Annotated in this window: 15 protein-coding genes; 10 read left to right on the top strand and 5 right to left on the bottom strand. The window is 68.1% G+C overall.

The genetic code is table 11. From position 1 onward, the window contains the following. Nucleotides 1-107 precede the first annotated feature (107 nt). From VMT40_RS12425 to VMT40_RS12395, 7 genes are all read left to right on the top strand, one after another. On the top strand, nt 108-1388 hold the full coding sequence (locus VMT40_RS12425; protein WP_326358121.1) for a DUF7373 family lipoprotein: 1281 nt from the start codon (nt 108-110) through the stop codon (nt 1386-1388). Nucleotides 1389-1515: 127 nt separating this feature from the next. Further along, on the top strand, nt 1516-2082 hold the full coding sequence (locus tag VMT40_RS12420; RefSeq protein WP_326358120.1) for an FKBP-type peptidyl-prolyl cis-trans isomerase: 567 nt from the start codon (nt 1516-1518) through the stop codon (nt 2080-2082). Nucleotides 2083-2245: 163 nt separating this feature from the next. After that, nucleotides 2246-3649, top strand: a complete 1404-nt coding sequence (tig, locus tag VMT40_RS12415; protein ID WP_326358119.1) for a trigger factor — start codon at nt 2246-2248, stop codon at nt 3647-3649. A 233-nt stretch (nt 3650-3882) separates the two neighbouring features. Next, nucleotides 3883-4464, top strand: coding sequence for an ATP-dependent Clp protease proteolytic subunit (locus VMT40_RS12410; protein ID WP_326358118.1), 582 nt, complete (start codon nt 3883-3885; stop codon nt 4462-4464). Between the two features lie 102 nt (nt 4465-4566). Next, the gene (locus VMT40_RS12405) at nt 4567-5190 is read left to right on the top strand and encodes an ATP-dependent Clp protease proteolytic subunit (RefSeq protein WP_326358602.1); all 624 of its coding nucleotides are present in this window, start codon (nt 4567-4569) and stop codon (nt 5188-5190) included. 326 nt (nt 5191-5516) lie between these two features. Then, entirely contained in the window at nt 5517-6797 is a 1281-nt protein-coding gene (gene clpX, locus VMT40_RS12400; RefSeq protein WP_326311754.1) for an ATP-dependent Clp protease ATP-binding subunit ClpX, read from the top strand. Between the two features lie 136 nt (nt 6798-6933). Next, a complete protein-coding gene (locus VMT40_RS12395; protein ID WP_326358117.1) occupies nt 6934-7122 on the top strand; it encodes a hypothetical protein in 189 nt (62 codons plus the stop codon). Here VMT40_RS12395 and VMT40_RS12390 read toward each other — a convergent pair. From VMT40_RS12390 to VMT40_RS12370, 5 genes are all read right to left on the bottom strand, one after another. Continuing rightward, a complete protein-coding gene (locus VMT40_RS12390; protein ID WP_326358116.1) occupies nt 7119-7733 on the bottom strand; it encodes a dihydrofolate reductase family protein in 615 nt (204 codons plus the stop codon). The genes VMT40_RS12395 and VMT40_RS12390 overlap by 4 nt on opposite strands. A 200-nt stretch (nt 7734-7933) precedes the next feature. After that, the gene (locus tag VMT40_RS12385) at nt 7934-8473 is read right to left on the bottom strand and encodes a hypothetical protein (RefSeq protein WP_326358115.1); all 540 of its coding nucleotides are present in this window, start codon (nt 8471-8473) and stop codon (nt 7934-7936) included. Nucleotides 8474-8546: 73 nt separating this feature from the next. Beyond that, nucleotides 8547-8918, bottom strand: coding sequence for a nuclear transport factor 2 family protein (locus tag VMT40_RS12380; protein WP_326358114.1), 372 nt, complete (start codon nt 8916-8918; stop codon nt 8547-8549). 42 nt (nt 8919-8960) lie between these two features. Beyond that, on the bottom strand, nt 8961-9773 hold the full coding sequence (gene fdhD, locus VMT40_RS12375) for a formate dehydrogenase accessory sulfurtransferase FdhD (protein WP_326358113.1): 813 nt from the start codon (nt 9771-9773) through the stop codon (nt 8961-8963). Next, complete coding sequence (locus VMT40_RS12370; protein ID WP_326358112.1) at nt 9770-12070, bottom strand: FdhF/YdeP family oxidoreductase; 2301 nt, start codon at nt 12068-12070, stop codon at nt 9770-9772. Before VMT40_RS12370 ends, fdhD begins: the two co-directional genes overlap by 4 nt. A 149-nt stretch (nt 12071-12219) precedes the next feature. Here VMT40_RS12370 and VMT40_RS12365 point away from each other — a divergent pair, with 149 nt between their 5' ends. The 3 genes from VMT40_RS12365 to VMT40_RS12355 are packed head-to-tail and all read left to right on the top strand — an operon-like array spanning nt 12220 to nt 16885. Further along, nucleotides 12220-13527, top strand: a complete 1308-nt coding sequence (locus VMT40_RS12365) for a hypothetical protein (RefSeq protein ID WP_326358111.1) — start codon at nt 12220-12222, stop codon at nt 13525-13527. After that, nucleotides 13524-14759, top strand: coding sequence for a hypothetical protein (locus VMT40_RS12360; protein ID WP_326358110.1), 1236 nt, complete (start codon nt 13524-13526; stop codon nt 14757-14759). The genes VMT40_RS12365 and VMT40_RS12360 overlap by 4 nt, the downstream gene beginning before the upstream one ends. Beyond that, a complete protein-coding gene (locus VMT40_RS12355; RefSeq protein WP_326358109.1) occupies nt 14756-16885 on the top strand; it encodes a serine/threonine-protein kinase in 2130 nt (709 codons plus the stop codon). Before VMT40_RS12360 ends, VMT40_RS12355 begins: the two co-directional genes overlap by 4 nt. Nucleotides 16886-16964 lie beyond the last annotated feature (79 nt).

Raw genomic sequence — 16964 nt, 5'->3', positions numbered from 1 at the left:
CCGGGGGAGGGTTTCGTCGGCGATCCGATGGACCGGGACGAAACGGCGGTCGGCTCATCGCGATCGGGGGCCGGACCCGGGCCGGAGCTGTGACAGGCGGTGGCGACATGCACCGATTCGTTCGACCCACCCGGCGGGTAAACGTCGGATCCCTCTCGGTAATCGCGGTCGTGGGCCTGGTCGGCGCCTGCGCGATCGCGGGCACGCCACAGGCCGCGACGCCGGAACTGCGGACCCTGGATCTCGGCGGCTACAGCGGCAGGCCGCTGGCCGCACCGCCGAATGCCGGGGAAACCTATGGGCGACTGATGGAATCGGCGCGGATGGCCGACGCGGTCGTCTCGCCCCGCGATATCGACCCGGCCCTGTCCCGGATCTCGGCGATTCCGGTGCCGACACCCGAGGAGGTCGTCGGCATACTCGCCGACGCCACCGTGCAGACCCTCGTCGCGCACGGCATGCTGGCCGGGTTCAGCATCGGCGGCACCGACGATCCCACCGGCATGCCGGTAATCGACGCCAGCGGCATGCCCGCGACCGGCCCGGCCCGCTCGGTCCGCCTCACCGTCCTGCGCATGCGCGACAACATGACGGCCATGGACGCGGCCCGCGCGATCGACTCGCGCGACTTCGCGGTCAATCGCGACAATGTCGATATTCCCTTCCCCGATTACTTTGCGACACACGGGCATTGGCGCAGCTACGTGCCGACCATGGCGGCCACCCTCGCGCACGGCCCTTTCGTGGTGAGCCTGTTCATCACCTACCCGACCTCCGACCGCGCGGCCATGGAGACCTTGGTGGAGAAGACCTTCGACGCCGAGCTGCCGCGGCTCGACGCCTTCGCGCCCACCCCGGACGATCAGCTGGTGGCCCTGCCCATGGACCCCGACGCCATGCTGAGCCGCCTGCTCCCCACCGAACCCGGGCAGTGGCCGAACCCGCGACTGGCGCACGATGAGCAGCAGCCCATCGCCGGATGGGGCGGGCACCGCAGCGCCAGCGGAGTCGTCTACGGCCCGGTCGTCGCCGACACCTGGGTCAACCGCCCCGGGGACAGTGAACGCATCCCGGTCGAAAGTGTCGCGATCACCGATTCCGCTCGGCTGCTTCGCTTTCCGGACGCCGTGGCGGCCCGCCGGGCACTGCGCCGACTCTCGCAACCGGACGCGACGCACACCGTGGCCACTGCACCGTCCGGCGTCCCCGACGCCGTCTGCCTCCGGAACACCGACGCGAACCCGGCTGCGCGCGACAGCGAATACTCCTGCCTGGTCCTCGACGGCCGCTACCTGGCCCTGATCACCGCCTCCACCGAGGCGGACGCCCACCACCGCGCGTCCGCCCAATACGCACTGCTGGTCACCGACCGCCAGGCACACGGCTGATCAGCCACCGCCAGCCCTGTCGGCCACTCGCCAGCCGCGCCCACACCGGCGCAATCCGATCCCGCCGTGTAGGTTCGGCGCGGCGTCGCAATCTCCGCGGCACCCCGGATCACGGACAGGAGCGGGAATGCGCTTGGTGGGCAAGGTCGGTGCGATCGGTGCGGTCGTGGCAGCGGTGGTGCTGGCGGCGGGATGCTCCAGCGGCGGCGACGACAAGGCGGCGCCGACCACCACGGCGAAGGCCACCACCAGCGCGGCCGCCACCACCACGGCCAGCAAGGGTCGCGAATGCACCGCCGATGACATCAAGGTCGATGGCGGCTTCGGCCAGGCGCCCAAGATCACCATTCCGGACGACTGTGATCCGCCCAAGCAACTCATCGTGAAGGACCTGGTCGCGGGCAGCGGGCCGGGCGCGCAGGCCGGGCAGAAGCTGACCATGAACTACACGCTGGTCACCTGGTCGAACAAGAAGGTGCTCGACAGCTCCTTCACCCGCGGCGAGACCTTCCCCCTGGATCTGGGCGCGGGCGAGGTCATCAAGGGCTGGGATCAGGGCCTGGTCGGCGTCCAGCAGGGCGCGCGCCGCCTGCTCATCATCCCGCCGGACCTCGGCTACGGCGCGGGCGGCCGCGGCATGAAGCCGTACGAGACCCTCGTCTTCGTCACCGACGCCGTCAAGGTCGGTAGCTGACCCAAAACCCCCGATACCAGGGCGACCGGTCATCTGACCGGCCGTCGCGCTGCCCTCTGCCGTGACCGGTTACACGGCTCATCGGGCCGTCAACTAACCTGGTCGGGATGCGTTCGGGGGGAACCTAGACGTCAACCATGAACAACGAACAAGGAGCATGTCCGTGAAGAGCACCGTCGAGCAGCTGAGCCCGACTCGGGTCCGCATCAATGTCGAGGTGCCCTTCGAGGAGCTCAAGCCGGACTTCGACCGCGCCTACAAGGCCCTCGCGCAGCAGATCCGGATCCCCGGCTTCCGCCCGGGTAAGGCACCGGCCAAGCTTCTCGAGGCCCGTGTCGGCCGTGGCGCGGTGCTGGAGCAGGTCGTCAACGACGTCCTGCCCAAGCGCTACAGCGAGGCCGTGCAGGAGACCCAGGCCAAGGTCATCGGCCAGCCGGAGATCGAGATCACCAAGATCGAGGACGGCCAGGAGCTGGCCTTCACCGCCGAGGTCGACGTCCGCCCGGAGATCACCCTGCCGGAGTACTCGTCGCTGGCCGTCTCGGTCGACCCGATCGAGATCACCGACGCCGACATCGACGAGCAGCTGCAGTCGCTGCGCGCCCGCTTCGGCACCCTGACCTCGGTCGAGCGCGCCATCGAGAACGGCGACTTCGTCTCCATCGACCTGTCCGCCACCGTCGACGGCGAGGCCGTCGAGGAGGCCTCCACCACCGGCCTGTCCCACGAGGTCGGCTCGGGCCAGCTCATCGAGGGCCTGGACGAGACCCTGGTCGGCATGAAGGAGGGCGAGTCCAAGGACTTCACCTCCAAGCTGGTCGCCGGTGAGCACGCGGGCAAGGAAGCCGTCATCACCGTGACCGTGCAGTCGGTCAAGGAGCGCGAGCTGCCCGAGGCCGATGACGAATTCGCCCAGCTGGCAAGCGAATTCGACACCATCGACGAGCTGAAGGAAGACCTGAAGACCCGCGTCGAGCGCGTCAAGAAGGTCCAGCAGGCCGGTGAGATCCGCGACAAGGTGCTCGAGGCGCTGCTCGCGGCCGTCGAGATCCCGCTGCCGGAGAAGGTCGTCCAGGCCGAGATCGACGCCGTCGAGCACGACGCAGTCCACGGCTTCGACCACGACGAGGCCAAGCTGGCCGAGGCCCTCGAGGCCGAGGGCTCCTCGCTCGAGGAGTTCAAGAAGGACACCAAGGAAGCCGCCGAGAAGTCGGTCAAGACCCAGCTGCTGCTGGACGCCGTCGCCGAGGCGGACAACACCCAGGTCGGCCAGGACGAGCTGTACGAGCGGATCATCTTCCAGGCCCAGCGCTACGGCATGAGCCCGGATCAGTTCATCCAGCAGATCCAGCAGGCCGGTCAGCTGGGCGCGGTCTTCGCCGACGTGCGTCGCGGCAAGGCGCTGGCCGGTGTGGTGGTCAAGGCCGCCGTCACCGACACCGCGGGCAACACCGTGGACACCGCCGAAATGTTCGGCAACCCGGCCGAAGAGGCCGAGGAAGTGTCCGCCGAAGAGCTCGCCACCGTGGCCGATGCCACCGAAGCCGCCGAGGCCGAGGCCAAGTAAGAATTCAACACACCCCGTGGTCAGGGGTTCTCGAGGGTGAGACCCTCGAGAACCCCCGGACGGGGGAACGCGAAGCGTTCGCGTAAGTTTGCGCTGTGAGCGAAGCAGGGCGGTACCGGGAGTTCGGTGCCGCCCTGTTTCGTTAGGGTTTGTGTCAGCGAATCAGTAGGGGCTTGTAACCGAGCCGTGAGAGAGGGCAGGTATCCGTGACAATTCATCAGGCAGGGGTGCAGATGACATCGCCGACTGCTGGTCTGAACCTCAGTGATTCGGTCTACGAGCGACTGCTGCAGAATCGAATCATCTTCCTGGGCACTCAGGTCGACGACGACATCGCGAACAAGCTGTGCGCGCAGATTCTCCTGCTGTCGGCCGAGGACCCGACCAAGGACATCTCGCTCTACATCAACTCCCCCGGCGGTTCGGTGACCGCGGGCATGGCCATCTACGACACCATGCAGTTCGCGGAGTGCGACATCCGCACCGTGGGCATGGGTCTGGCCGCCTCGATGGGTCAGTTCCTGCTCGCCGCGGGCACCAAGGGCAAGCGATTCGCGCTGCCGCACGCCCGGATCATGATGCACCAGCCCTCCGCCGGTATCGGTGGCTCCGCGGCCGACATCGCGATTCAGGCCGAGCAGTTCGCCTACACCAAGCGTGAGATGAACGAGCTCCAGTCGCAGTTCACCGGTAAGACCGTCGAGCAGGTGACCGCCGACGCCGACCGTGACCGCTGGTTCACCGCGAAGGAAGCCCTCGAGTACGGCTTCATCGATCACGTGATCACCCACGCGAACCAGGCGAACGGCAACTAGGTCCGCAGCCCACTCACACAGACTTTGGAGACGCGTATGTCCAACATGATCGACCCCCGGGCCGCGGGCATCACCTTCGCTGCCGCCGGTTCCTCCAACGGCATGCAGATGCCGCAGGGCCGCTACATCCTGCCTTCGTTCGTCGAGCACTCGAGCTTCGGTGTCAAGGAGTCCAACCCCTACAACAAGCTGTTCGAGGAGCGCATCATCTTCCTCGGCGCGCAGGTGGACGACACCTCCGCGAACGACATCATGGCGCAGCTGCTGGTGCTGGAGTCCCTGGATCCCGACCGCGACATCACCATGTACATCAACTCGCCCGGTGGTTCCTTCACCGCGCTGATGGCCATCTACGACACCATGCAGTACGTGCGCGCCGACGTCGCGACCGTCTGCCTGGGCCAGGCCGCCTCGGCCGCGGCCGTGCTGCTCGCCGCCGGTGCCCCCGGCAAGCGCGCCGCCCTGCCCAACGCCCGCGTCCTGATCCACCAGCCGTCCACCTCGGGTGGCATCCAGGGCCAGGTCTCCGACCTGGAGATCCAGGCCGCCGAGATCGAGCGCATGCGTCGTCTCATGGAGACCACGCTGGCCCGTCACACCGGCAAGGACGCCGACACCATCCGCAAGGACACCGACCGCGACAAGATCCTCACCGCCCACGAGGCGAAGGATTACGGGATCGTCGACACCGTCTTCGAGTACCGCAAGCTCAGCGCCCAGAAGTGAACTGGGCGGGTGGCGGGGCCGCGATGAGTGCGCCGATGGGCGCGATCGTCCCCGCCGCCCAGGGCAGAGGTGAGTCCACGCACATGTCCGGTGAGAAACGTGCCCAAGTTGTCGACCTCGGTCACGAGAAGCGGGTACGGTCACTCTAGGGACCTTTGCTCGTGGTTGTCGGCTCTGCTTTTTGGATCCATCACAAGCTTTTGGAGACACGGCCGAATTGCCGGATCCGCAAACTCAGGGGTCGCGGCATACGCTCGAAGTAGGCAAGCTCGCCGACAACCGGGGACAGACGGTTGCACGCGGACAAGGAAGTAGGGACCCAGGAGATGGCGCGCATCGGTGATGGCGGCGATCTGTTGAAGTGCTCGTTCTGCGGAAAGAGCCAGAAGCAGGTCAAGAAGCTCATTGCGGGACCGGGGGTGTACATCTGCGACGAGTGCATCGACCTGTGCAACGAGATCATCGAGGAAGAGCTCGCCGAATCGAGCGAGGTCAAGCTCGACGAGTTGCCCAAGCCCGCGGAGATCCGGGATTTCCTCGAGCAGTACGTGATCGGGCAGGACGCGGCGAAGCGCACCCTCGCGGTGGCGGTCTACAACCACTACAAGCGAATTCAGGCGGGCGACAAGGGCCGCGACTCGCGCGGCGAGGCCGTCGAGCTGATGAAGTCCAACATCCTGATGCTCGGCCCGACCGGTTGTGGCAAGACCTACCTGGCGCAGACGCTGGCCAAGATGTTGAACGTCCCGTTCGCGATCGCCGACGCCACCGCGTTGACCGAGGCCGGTTATGTCGGTGAGGACGTCGAGAACATCCTGCTGAAGCTGATCCAGGCCGCCGACTACGACGTGAAGCGCGCCGAGACCGGCATCATCTACATCGACGAGGTCGACAAGATCGCCCGCAAGTCCGAGAATCCGTCCATCACCCGTGACGTGTCCGGTGAGGGCGTGCAGCAGGCGCTGCTGAAGATTCTCGAGGGCACCCAGGCCTCGGTGCCGCCGCAGGGTGGCCGCAAGCATCCGCATCAGGAATTCATCCAGATCGACACCACCAATGTGCTGTTCATCGTGGCGGGTGCGTTCGCGGGTCTGGAGAAGATCGTTCAGGATCGAGTCGGCAAGCGCGGCATCGGTTTCGGCGCGGAGGTTCGCTCCAAGGTCGAGATCGACACCGCCGATCACTTCGCCGACGTCATGCCGGAGGATCTGATCAAGTTCGGTCTGATCCCGGAGTTCATCGGTCGTCTGCCGATCGTCGCCTCGGTCACCAACCTGGACAAGGACTCGCTGGTCCGCATTCTGGCCGAGCCGAAGAACGCCCTGGTGAAGCAGTACGTGCGCCTGTTCGAAATGGACGGCGTGGACCTGGAATTCACCCAGGACGCCCTGGAAGCCGTTGCGGATCAGGCGATTCTGCGCGGCACCGGCGCCCGCGGCCTGCGCGCCATCATGGAGGAAGTCCTCCTCCCGGTCATGTACGACATCCCCAGCCGCGACGACGTCGCCAAGGTGGTCGTCACCGCCGACACCGTCAACGACAACGTCCTACCCACGATCGTCCCCCGCAAGCGCCAGACTCCCGAGCGCCGCGAAAAGTCGGCCTAGGCAACTCTCGGCCTCTCAGGGGCTTCCCCTGAAACCCCTTCCAAAAGCAAAAACCGGCTCCACGAGGAATCTCTCTCGTGGAGCCGGTTTTGCTATCTCGCTCTACGGTGGACCGCTCACCTGCAGAATTGGTCGGATGGCGGATCTGACGATCGAGGTGCCGGAGGAACTGCGACAGCGGTTGGCTCAGCTTGCGAATGAGCGTGGGCAATCAATCGAGGCGTACCTGCTCGACTTGATCACCGTGGAGGCCAGCCGCACGGATAGCCTTGTGGCTCTGAAGCGTTTCAGCCCGCCGGGTGGGTTCCCAATGCCCCATGCCTAGTCTGCGCCGACGGTGCCGTAGGTCGGATCGCCCTGCTTTCGATACGTCGCGATGACGACGCCCTTCGGGGTGACGCGGGTTTCGGTGACGGTGAAGGCGGTCGGGTGGGCGTTTTCGGGGAAGAGGCGCTTGCCGGTGCCGAGGATGACCGGGAAGGTCAGGATGTTGAGGGTGTCGACGAGGTTGGCGGCGAGGAGGGAGTGGATGAGGGCGCCGCTGCCGTGGACCTGGAGTTCGCGGCCGGGGCGGGCCTTGAGGTCGGTGACCTCCTTGACCAGATCGCCGCGGAGGAGTTCCGTGCCGGACCAGTCGGCTGTGTCCAGGGTGCTGGTCGGGACGTACTTGGGGAGGTCATTGAGCTTGTTCGCGATGGGGTGGCCGGGCGGATTGTTCTTGGGCCAGTAGCTCGCGAAGATCTCGTAGGTGCGGCGGCCGAGGAGGAAGGCGTCGACGCGGTCGAAGACCGAGACCATGAATTCGCCGAAGGCGTCGTCTCCGAAGGGCGCGGACCAGCCGCCGTGCGCGAACCCCCCGCTCGGATCTTCCTCCGGTCCACCCGGCGCCTGGTAGACACCGTCGATGGTGACGAACTGGGTGACCGACAGTTCCATGATGTTCTCCTGTGGGCTCTCCGTTGGGCTGGAAACCACACCGCCGGAAAGCCTCTGGAGTCGGTGACGATCGGCAAGCCGTTCGCGCCCGTGATGAGGATCGTCCTTGATCCGCCTGGTTCGCCGTTGAACCTTTACTCCGCTACTCCGAAAATCGGTGCGATCGGGTCACCTGTTACGACGGTGCGATGCCCCGAAATTCATCGGCGCGGGGGTTCGCGGCGGGGAAATTTCAGGGTGAAGGGCGCGGGCTCGGGGACCGGGAAGCGTTCGCGCGGGGCGACCAGCAGAATCGCCAGGCCCAGGGCCGGAATGAGCAGCACCGCAAGCAGTTCGAGGGTGAAGCTGAGGCCGCCGATGGTCTCGGGGCGGTGGAAGACGTGGTAGATGGCATGCGGGACGCCGAAGACCAGCCAGCCGAATCCGGCGACGCGGGCGATCACGCTGTCGCGGTAGTAGAGCCCGGCCGCGGAGATGGCGGCCAGCGCCAGAAAGAAGGCACCGACATCACCGGCGAGGTGATGGTTGTACGGGCCGTCGGCGCGCACCCAGTGCAGGCCGAAGCCCGGGAAGCTGTCGTAGAACGACTCGGGCGCGACCACGGCCCACAGGCCGCTGTAGAGGCCGATGGCGGTGAGCAGCCCCAGCATGACGAGCAGGGCGATCCAGCGCCGCCGGTTGATCTCCAGCCGGAAATTCACCCGTACGCCGTCACCGGTGCCACGCAACGAGATCCGCACAGGCCCTCCCGCCCTCGCCGAATCACTGTGCTGCCACCGTAATTCGGGGAGGGAGAGGGGACAAGCCCGTGGGTTAGATCTGCTCCATCTTCAGGTCCTCGGCGCTCCAGTAGGCGCGCATGCTGATGATTTTGCCCTCGTCGTTCAGCTCCATGACATCGATGGGCGAGAGGGTCATGCGATGGCCATTGGCGACGGTCACCAGGGTGAAGTGGGCGGCCACCTTGTTCCCGGCGACCTTGACCGTGTGCAGCTCGGTCTCGCGGTCGAGGTTCTCGAGCGCCTTGTACATCTCACCGATGACCTCGTGGCCACGGCGTTCCGGGCTGCCGATCGGATCCTCGACCACGGCGTCCTCGGCGTAGAGGTCGACGATCGCCGACGTGGGCCCGGTGGCCACCAACTTCACGTACTGCTCGACCACATCCCGAGGCTGCGCTGCCATGGAAGACTCCCATCAAAAGTGAAACGTGTTCTAGATCGGAGCCTAGCAGTTCAGGCGGTCTTCCCCGGTGTAGACGTTCATGGTTGCCCCGCGCAGGAATCCGACCAGGGTGAGGCCGGTGTCGGCGGCCAGGTCCACGGCCAGCGAGCTGGGGGCCGAGACCGCCCCGAGCAGCGGAATGCCCGCCATGGCCGCCTTCTGCACCAGCTCGAAGGAGGCCCGTCCGCTCACCATGAGCAGCAGATCGTGTGCGGGGAGCCGGTTTTCACGCAGGGCCCAGCCGATGAGCTTGTCCACGGCATTGTGTCGGCCGATGTCCTCGCGCACGGCCAGGGCGGTGCCGTCGGCGGTGAACAGGCCCGCCGCGTGCAGGCCGCCGGTGGCGTCGAAAACCTGTTGGCGGGAACGCAGTTCGTCGGGGAGCTTGGCGAGGGTATCGATCTCGACGCGCGGGGTGGCGGCGGGGAGGGGATGGCGCAGGCGAGTGCGGACCTCGTCCAATGCGGTCTTGCCACACAGCCCGCACGAGCTGTTGGTGAGGAAGGGGCGCGGCGTGATCGGGACGGGCGTGCGCAGCTGGACGTCGAGCACGTTGTAGGTGTTCTGCCCGTTCTCGTCGGTGCCCGCGCAGTAGCGGGCGGTGACGATGTCCTCGGCGGAGTCGATGATGCCCTCGGCGTAGAGGAAGCCGTGGACCAAGTCGATGTCCGCGCCGGGTGTGCGCATGGTGACCGTCAACGACTGCCCGCCCGTACGGATTTCGAGCGGCTCCTCGACCGCCAGGGTGTCGGGGCGGGTGATGGTGCCGGTGGGGGAGATGCGGAGGGTGCGGCGGCGGGCGGTGACTCTGCTCATGCGGTGTGGATGTGGCGTTCGAGGCGAATGGTGACGGCCTTGGAGACGGGCGTATTGGAGCGCAGGGCGACGTGGTCGAGGGGGATGAGCGGGTTGGTCTCGGGGTAGTAGGCGGCGGCATTGCCGCGCGGGGTGGAGTAGCCGACCAGTCGGAAGCCGGTGACCTTGCGTTCGACGCCGTCGCCGAACTCCGAGATCACGTCCACCAGTTCGTCTTCGGCGAAGCCGAGCGCGGCGATGTCCTCGGGATTGACCAGCACCACGCGACGGCCGTTGTGGATGCCGCGGTAGCGGTCGTCGAGGCCGTAGATGGTGGTGTTGTACTGGTCGTGGCTGCGTAGGGTCTGCAGGATGAGGCGGCCCTCGGGGACGGGCAGCCAGTGCAGGTCGTTGACGGCGAAGTTGGCCTTGCCGGTGGCGGTGCGGAATTCGCGGGCGTCGCGGGGCGGGTGCGGGAGCTGGAATCCATTGCGGCCCCGGACCTTCGCGTTGTAATCGGCGCAACCGGGCACCACCTTGGCGATGGCGTCGCGGATGGTGTCGTAGTCACGCTGGAACTCGGCCCACGGCACGGGGTGGTCGGGTCCGAACAACTCTTGCGCCAGCTCGCACACGATGGCGACCTCGCTGCGCAGCTGATCGCTGAGCGGGGTCAGGCGGCCGGTCGACAGGTGCACCATCGACATCGAGTCCTCGACCGAAACCTGTTGGCGCACACCGTTCTGGGTGTCCTCATCGGTGCGGCCCAGCGTAGGCAGGATGAGCGCGGTGCGTCCGTGCACGACGTGGCTGCGGTTCAGCTTGGTCGAAATCTGCACGGTGAGTTCGCAATTGCGCAGCGCCGCCTCGGTGACCTCGGTGTCGGGGGTGGCCGAGACGAAGTTGCCGCCCATGCCGAAGAACACCTTGCCGCGCCCGTCGCGCATGGCCCGAATGGCGTTGACGGTGTCGAAGCCGTGCGCACGCGGGCTGGTGATGCCGAATTCGCGGTCCAGGGCGGCCAGGAAGGTCTCGGGCATCTTCTCCCAGATGCCCATGGTGCGGTCGCCCTGCACATTGGAGTGCCCGCGCACCGGGCACACGCCCGCGCCCGGCTTGCCGATCATGCCGCGCAGCAACAGCAGATTGGTCGCCTCCTCGATGGTGGCGACGCCGTGCACCTGCTGGGTCAGGCCCATGGCCCAGCAGATGATGGTGGCCTTGGATTCGGCCAGCAGCTTGGCGGTGCGGTCCAGGTCTTCGCGGGACAGGCCGGTGGCCTGCTCGACAATGCCGAGATCGACCGCGCGCATGTGCTTTTCGTATTCGGCGAAGCTCGCGGTGTGCGCGTCGACGAAGGCGCGGTCCACGACGGTGCCGGGTGCGCGGTCCTCGGCCTCGAACAGCAGCCTGGCCAGACCCTGGAACAGGGCCATGTCGCCGCCGAGGCGGATCTGGAGGAAGTCGTCGGCAATGGTGATGCCGCCGGTGAAGCCCTTGACCGTCTGCGGATCCTTGAAGCCGATGAGCCCGGTCTCGGGCAGCGGATTGACGGCGATGATCTTCGCGCCGTGCGCCTTCGCCTCGCCCAGGGCCGAGAGCATGCGCGGGTGATTGGTGCCCGGGTTCTGCCCGGCCACGATGATCAGGTCCGCGTCCTTGAAGTCGTCGATGGTGACCGACCCCTTGCCGATGCCGATCGAGCTGGTGAGCGCGGTGCCCGAGGACTCGTGGCACATGTTCGAGCAGTCGGGCAGGTTATTGGTGCCGAAGCTGCGGACCAGCAGCTGGTAGGCGAAGGCGGTCTCGTTGGCGGTGCGGCCGGAGGTGTAGAAGATGGCCTCGTCGGGGGAGTCCAGGCCGCGCAGGGTGTCGGCGATGAGGCGGTAGGCCTCGTCCCAGGCGATGGGGGAGTAGTGGTCTTCGCCCTCGCGCAGCACCATCGGGTGGGTGAGGCGGCCCTGCTGGCCGAGCCAGTAGCCGGACTTGTCGGCGAGGTCGGCGATCGAGTGCGTGGCGAAGAATTCGGGGGTGACGGTGCGCAGGGTCGCCTCCTCGGCGACGGCCTTGGCGCCGTTCTCGCAGAATTCCGCCGGGCGACGCCGACCGGTCGGTTCCGGCCAGGCGCAGCCCGGGCAGTCGAAGCCGTGCCGCTGATTCACCCGGGCCAGCGTGCGCGCGGTGCGCACCACGCCCATCTCCTCGACCGCGCGTTCCAGCGCGACCGTGACCGCCTTGACGCCCGCGGCCTCGGTCTTCGGTGCGGTGACCGCCAGCGCGGACTCGTCGATATCGGACTTGGGGGCGGAACGATGCATGGAGACGATTGTCCTCCATCGTGAGCGTGCGAAACGGTCGACCCTGCCGATGATCAGGTCTCGACTGTGAACGTCGGTGATCACCATCGCGATAGACAGGGCGGTGGGGGCGTGCATGGCCTTACCATCGAACAAGCGAGGTCACGCCGATGAGAACAATTGCGTATTCTGTTCGGCGTGCCGGTGGGGACCGGCATGCGAAACTGGTCCGCGCGGTGAGCCTTTCACCCCGAACCTTACACATCATTCTGCTCCTCGCGGCGGCGTTCGCGCTGGCGGTCCCGGCCGCGGTCGGCTGGGCCAATCCCGGTGTCACCCAACCGGTCCCGATCACCAGCGTGCCGGTCGCGGTGCCGCAGGAGCATGCGCCGGTGAAAGCGCCTGTCACCACGGCGAACCCGATCACCAGCCAGCCGTCCCCGCACTGCGACGATCCGCTCAAGTGCGATGGCTCCGGCACCCACGACAGCCTGCCCGGCGGCAATGGCAAGACCTCGCCGTGCACGGAGAACTGCAAACCGAATCCGGGCGGCGGGTGCGGGAACTCCTGCGACGGCTCCGGAGGCAAGACGGAGCCGGAATACTGTCCGGACGGTTCGGTCAAGCCCGCCAGCGGAATTTGTCAGACGACGCCGAAGCAGCAGTACTGCCCGGACGGCTCGGTGAAACCCGCGTACGGGACGTGTCCGACGACGCCGAAGCAAGAGACCTGTCCGGACGGTTCGGTCAAGCCCGCCTACGGAACATGCCCGACGCCGAAGCAGGAGACGTGTCCCGACGGTTCGGTGAAGCCCGCGAACGGGACGTGCCCGACGACGCCGAAGCAAGAGACGTGTCCGGACGGTTCGGTGAAACCCGCCAACGGGACCTGTGCGACGACACCGGCGCAGCCGGGCGGGAATCAGCCGCAGCCGCAACCAAATCCGGTGCAACCGCAGCCGAACTCTGTTCAGCCGCAGCCGAATTCGGTTCCGCCCACGACGCCCGTGGTGACCACCGGGGCGGTCGCGCCGCCGACCACTCCGGCGGCGGTGGTGCCGCCCAGCGCGGATCCGCCGACACCCGCCGCGGCCGTGCCGGTTCCGGCGCAGACCTCCGGGCTCTCGTTGAATCCGCCCGCGGTGCCGCCCGGCGCGCAGGTGACGGCCAGCGGTAGCGGCTGCGAACCCGGATCCGAGGTGCGCCTGTCGATCGGTGGTGCCAAGGTCGGTGACACCAAGGCTCGCGCCGACGGTGGCTTCGAGGCCACCCTCGCCACGGGCGACACCGAAATCGGTCAGCACGAGGTGACCGCCGAGTGCGGTAGGAAGCTGGCCGCCGACTTGGACATCGTGCTGGTCAGCCAGGTTGGTGGCGGCGCGGCCACCATGACCGTCCTGCTGTTCTTCCTGTTGATCGGCGGCTGGTTCTACGGCCACCGCCTGATCTCCCATCTCCCGGCACGGAGGCCCCGATGATCAGTCGCACGCCCGCCCGGCGCGGATCGGCGGCGCTCGCCGGTCTGGCGGCCGTATTCCTCGCTCTCGCTGCACCGTTCGCGGCCACACCGGCCGGGGCCGCGGGTGGGGTGAGCGCGACCGCCACCGTCGACGGGCGCGCGATCGCCGGTGCCACCGCGAGCAATCCCGTGCGCCTGGATCCCAAGAAGGTGGTGCTGGTCGTCGTCGAGGTGAACAACGGCACCGCCAATGCCGTTTCGGTCCGGCGGGTGGATCTGGCCGGGCACGTGCTCGGGCTGAACTTCTACTCCTATTCCACGACGGTCGAATTGACCGTGGCGGCGGGCAAGACCGAGAAGCTCACCTATCGACTGGATCCGGCCGGACTCGACGGTCAGGCCACCGGGCTGGTGGGCTCGGACCTGACCCTGATCGGCGGCGACGGCAAGCCGTTGACCTCCGTGCACACGGTCGTCGACGTGCGCGGGTCGCTGGTGTCGGTGTACGGGCTGTTCGGCATCATTATCGCGGTGCTGACCGCGCTGGCCATCGCCGACGCGGCCTTGACCGTTGCGCGACACCGGCTTTCGGCCAATCGCTGGCAGCGCGGCCTGCGCCTGCTGGCACCCGGTATCGGGATCGGGCTGATGACCGGGTTCACCGCCTCGGTGGCGCGCTGGTGGGTGCCGGGCACCGCCCTGTGGCTGTCGCTGGCAGGGGCGACCGCCGCCGTGTTCTTCCTGGCCGGGTACCTCTCACCGACCCCGGGGCAAGCCGACGACCTGGGTCTGGATCCCGAAGATCTCGCCGCCGCAAAGGAACTCGACGCCATGGGCTTCTCGGCCGGTACGCCCGTCGGCCCGGTCAGCCCACCCGTCGGGTTCCCGGCCAGCCCGCCGATCGGCCCGAATCCACCCTACGGCGGGACCTTCCCCGACCTGGCCCCGATCGGGCAGCCCGGCGGAACCTTCCGCGACCTCCCGGTGCCGGGGCAACCCGGATCAGAGGGCGAGACGCAGAAGATCAACACCGGCAGTCGATATCCGGGCAACGGTCCGCTGGCCTCGGCCATGGAGCCGAACTCCGGCGGAATGCCACGCTCGTCTGGCGGATTCGGTGAGACCACCCTCGGGCGAGGTGTGGATCTGGGCAAGGGCGCGCCCGTGCCGATCGAGTTGGGCGAAGACGAGCCGACTATTCGGAGTGCCCCTGAGGGGCAAGGTTTTTCGGCCGGAGGCGCGGGTCGATGAGCGTGGCGAATCTGACCGACGCCGAACTGGCGCGGGTGCGGGCGGCGCTGCCCGGCTACGAGATCGGCGGGCAGATCGGGCGCGGTGGCTGCGGGGTGGTGCTGGCCGGGGTCCATCGCGGGCTCGGGCGGCGGGTGGCGATCAAACAGATTCCGCCGCAGTTCGCCGACGATATGCAGGTGCGGCGGCGATTCGTGGCCGAGGCGCGGGTGATGGCCGCGCTGGACCATCCGCACGTGGTGCCGGTCTACGACTACGTCGAACACGACGACATGTGCCTGCTGGTCTTGGAGTATCTGCCCGGCGGCACCGTCGAAAACCGGTTCATCACAGCGGGATTCGAGGCCACCGCCGCGCTGGCCGTGGCGCTGTCGTGCGCGGCCGGGCTGGACGCGGCCCACCGGGGCGGGATCCTGCATCGCGATGTGAAGCCGTCCAACCTCCTGTTCGCCGCCAATGGGGCGTTGAAGCTCACCGACTTCGGCATCGCCAAGATTGTCGGCGGCGAGGACACGCTGGTGACCCGGGCGGGGGAGATCATCGGCACCCCGTCCTACATCGCCCCCGAACAGGTTCGAGGGCAGCAGCTTTCACCCGCGACGGATGTGTACGCCCTGGCGACCATGTTGTACCAGCTGCTGTCGGGCGTACTCCCGTTTCCGCCCGGGGCCGACGCCCTCGCCCTGCTCTTCGCCCACGCTTACGGCGAGCCCGTCCCGCTGACCGAGGTCGCCCCCTTCGTCCCGCAACCGATCGCCGACGCCGTCATGCGCGGCCTGGCCCCCGACCCGGCCGACCGCTACGACACCGCCGAAACCTTCGGCATCGCCCTCGCCGAACCCGCCGCCCACCTCTGGGGAGCCAATTGGCTCACCCCCGTGGGCATCCCGGTCATCGGCGCGGACACCATCGTCGCGGCCGCCACCGGTAGCTCCCGCGGTCCGCGCGGCTCGAGTGCTTACCGGCCATTCACCCCGCCACCGGGTCCCATGGGTCGGCCACCGGGCCCCATGACCCCACCACCCGGCGCGGTGACCCGCGGCTCCGGCCCGAACACTCCGCCGCCGCACGCCACCACCGCGGACTCGCTGTCGCGGGAGGCGTTGCGGCAGACCCCGCGCACCCCCACGGACCGCGCCGCGCCGCGTCCGAGACCGGAACCCTTCACCCCGCGCTCTGGGGCGGGCGTTCCTGCCGAGCGGAGACCAGGGACCATGCCGCCTGGCCGGGGATTCGCGGGCGCGCGACCGGAATTCGGTCAGGGCCCGGGCGGTGGGGCTTCGGGTGCCGCGTGGAGCGGCCCGACGGAGCGGGTGCGGCCCAAAGAGCCGATTCAGCACGGTGGGGTTCGGCTGGCCGAGGTGCAGCGGGCGGATCTGGTGCCGGTGCAGCGGGTGGTCACCTTGCCGTCGCCGCGGGTGCCGTTCCTGGCGGCGGGGGTGCTGGCGGTGGCGACCGTTGCCGCAGCGGTGCTGGGGCTGGGGGTGGCAGAGCGGAATGTACCGCCCGCGGGGATGATTCGGATCGGTGGGGTTGACCCGGCTTCGGGGACGGTCGATCTGGATCTTTCGAAGCCGGTGCCGATCACGGTGGCCGGGGGTGAGGCGGATGGGGCGAAACTGTCGGTGGATGTGCTGGGGGTGCGGGTCGGGGGACAGAGCGCGGGATTGTCGGGCGGGGCCGGGGAGTTGGGCGCGCCGGTGAATCGGTATGTGCTCGCGGGGCGGCTGACCGGGGAGTTGGCGTTGTCCCGCAATGGGTCCGAGACGGCGGTCTACCGGTTCGGGACGAAGACCACGCAGCGGTCGACGACCACGGCGACCGCCGTCGGGCTGCTGTTGCTGTTGCTGTTCGCCGGGGCGTACGCCGAGTCCAATGCGCGGACGCTGCGGCGAGGGAGCGCGCGCTTCGCCGCGAGCGTCGGTCTCGCGGTCAGTGCGGGCCTGCTCGGTGTGGCGGCGGTCGGCGCGGCGTGGGTGCTGCTGGGCCGCGAGCCCACGGTGCTCGCCGTGATCGCCTGTGCCGCAGGCGGTGTCGCGGCCGGGCTGGCGCTGGCGACGGGCTGCCGCCGGGTCGGCAAGCGGTACCGCTACGTGCGGATCCAACGGCTGCGGGAGCGCGCCTGACGGTGTGCTGCCGCGACGGGTAATGGCGGGCCCGCGGCCGGGCGATATACGCACGAGCGCGGCGCGACGATCGCGGGAA

Source organism: Nocardia sp. CDC160 (assembly GCF_035818795.1).
Taxonomy (GTDB): domain Bacteria; phylum Actinomycetota; class Actinomycetes; order Mycobacteriales; family Mycobacteriaceae; genus Nocardia.
This window is presented reverse-complemented; position numbering and strand designations above follow the sequence as displayed.

Excerpts from the sequence above, each read along its gene's own strand:
- VMT40_RS12420 (WP_326358120.1), top strand. The coding sequence starts at position 1,516 with ATGCGCTTGGTGGGCAAGGTCGGTGCGATCGGTGCGGTCGTGGCAGCG.
- VMT40_RS12365 (WP_326358111.1), top strand. The coding sequence starts at position 12,220 with ATGAGAACAATTGCGTATTCTGTTCGGCGTGCCGGTGGGGACCGGCAT.
- fdhD (WP_326358113.1), bottom strand. The coding sequence starts at position 9,773 with ATGAGCAGAGTCACCGCCCGCCGCCGCACCCTCCGCATCTCCCCCACC.
- VMT40_RS12405 (WP_326358602.1), top strand. The coding sequence starts at position 4,567 with ATGCAGATGCCGCAGGGCCGCTACATCCTGCCTTCGTTCGTCGAGCAC.
- VMT40_RS12380 (WP_326358114.1), bottom strand. The coding sequence starts at position 8,918 with ATGGCAGCGCAGCCTCGGGATGTGGTCGAGCAGTACGTGAAGTTGGTG.
- VMT40_RS12360 (WP_326358110.1), top strand. The coding sequence starts at position 13,524 with ATGATCAGTCGCACGCCCGCCCGGCGCGGATCGGCGGCGCTCGCCGGT.
- VMT40_RS12395 (WP_326358117.1), top strand. The coding sequence starts at position 6,934 with ATGGCGGATCTGACGATCGAGGTGCCGGAGGAACTGCGACAGCGGTTG.
- VMT40_RS12370 (WP_326358112.1), bottom strand. The coding sequence starts at position 12,070 with ATGCATCGTTCCGCCCCCAAGTCCGATATCGACGAGTCCGCGCTGGCG.
- VMT40_RS12425 (WP_326358121.1), top strand. The coding sequence starts at position 108 with ATGCACCGATTCGTTCGACCCACCCGGCGGGTAAACGTCGGATCCCTC.
- clpX (WP_326311754.1), top strand. The coding sequence starts at position 5,517 with ATGGCGCGCATCGGTGATGGCGGCGATCTGTTGAAGTGCTCGTTCTGC.
- VMT40_RS12355 (WP_326358109.1), top strand. The coding sequence starts at position 14,756 with ATGAGCGTGGCGAATCTGACCGACGCCGAACTGGCGCGGGTGCGGGCG.
- VMT40_RS12410 (WP_326358118.1), top strand. The coding sequence starts at position 3,883 with ATGACATCGCCGACTGCTGGTCTGAACCTCAGTGATTCGGTCTACGAG.
- VMT40_RS12390 (WP_326358116.1), bottom strand. The coding sequence starts at position 7,733 with ATGGAACTGTCGGTCACCCAGTTCGTCACCATCGACGGTGTCTACCAG.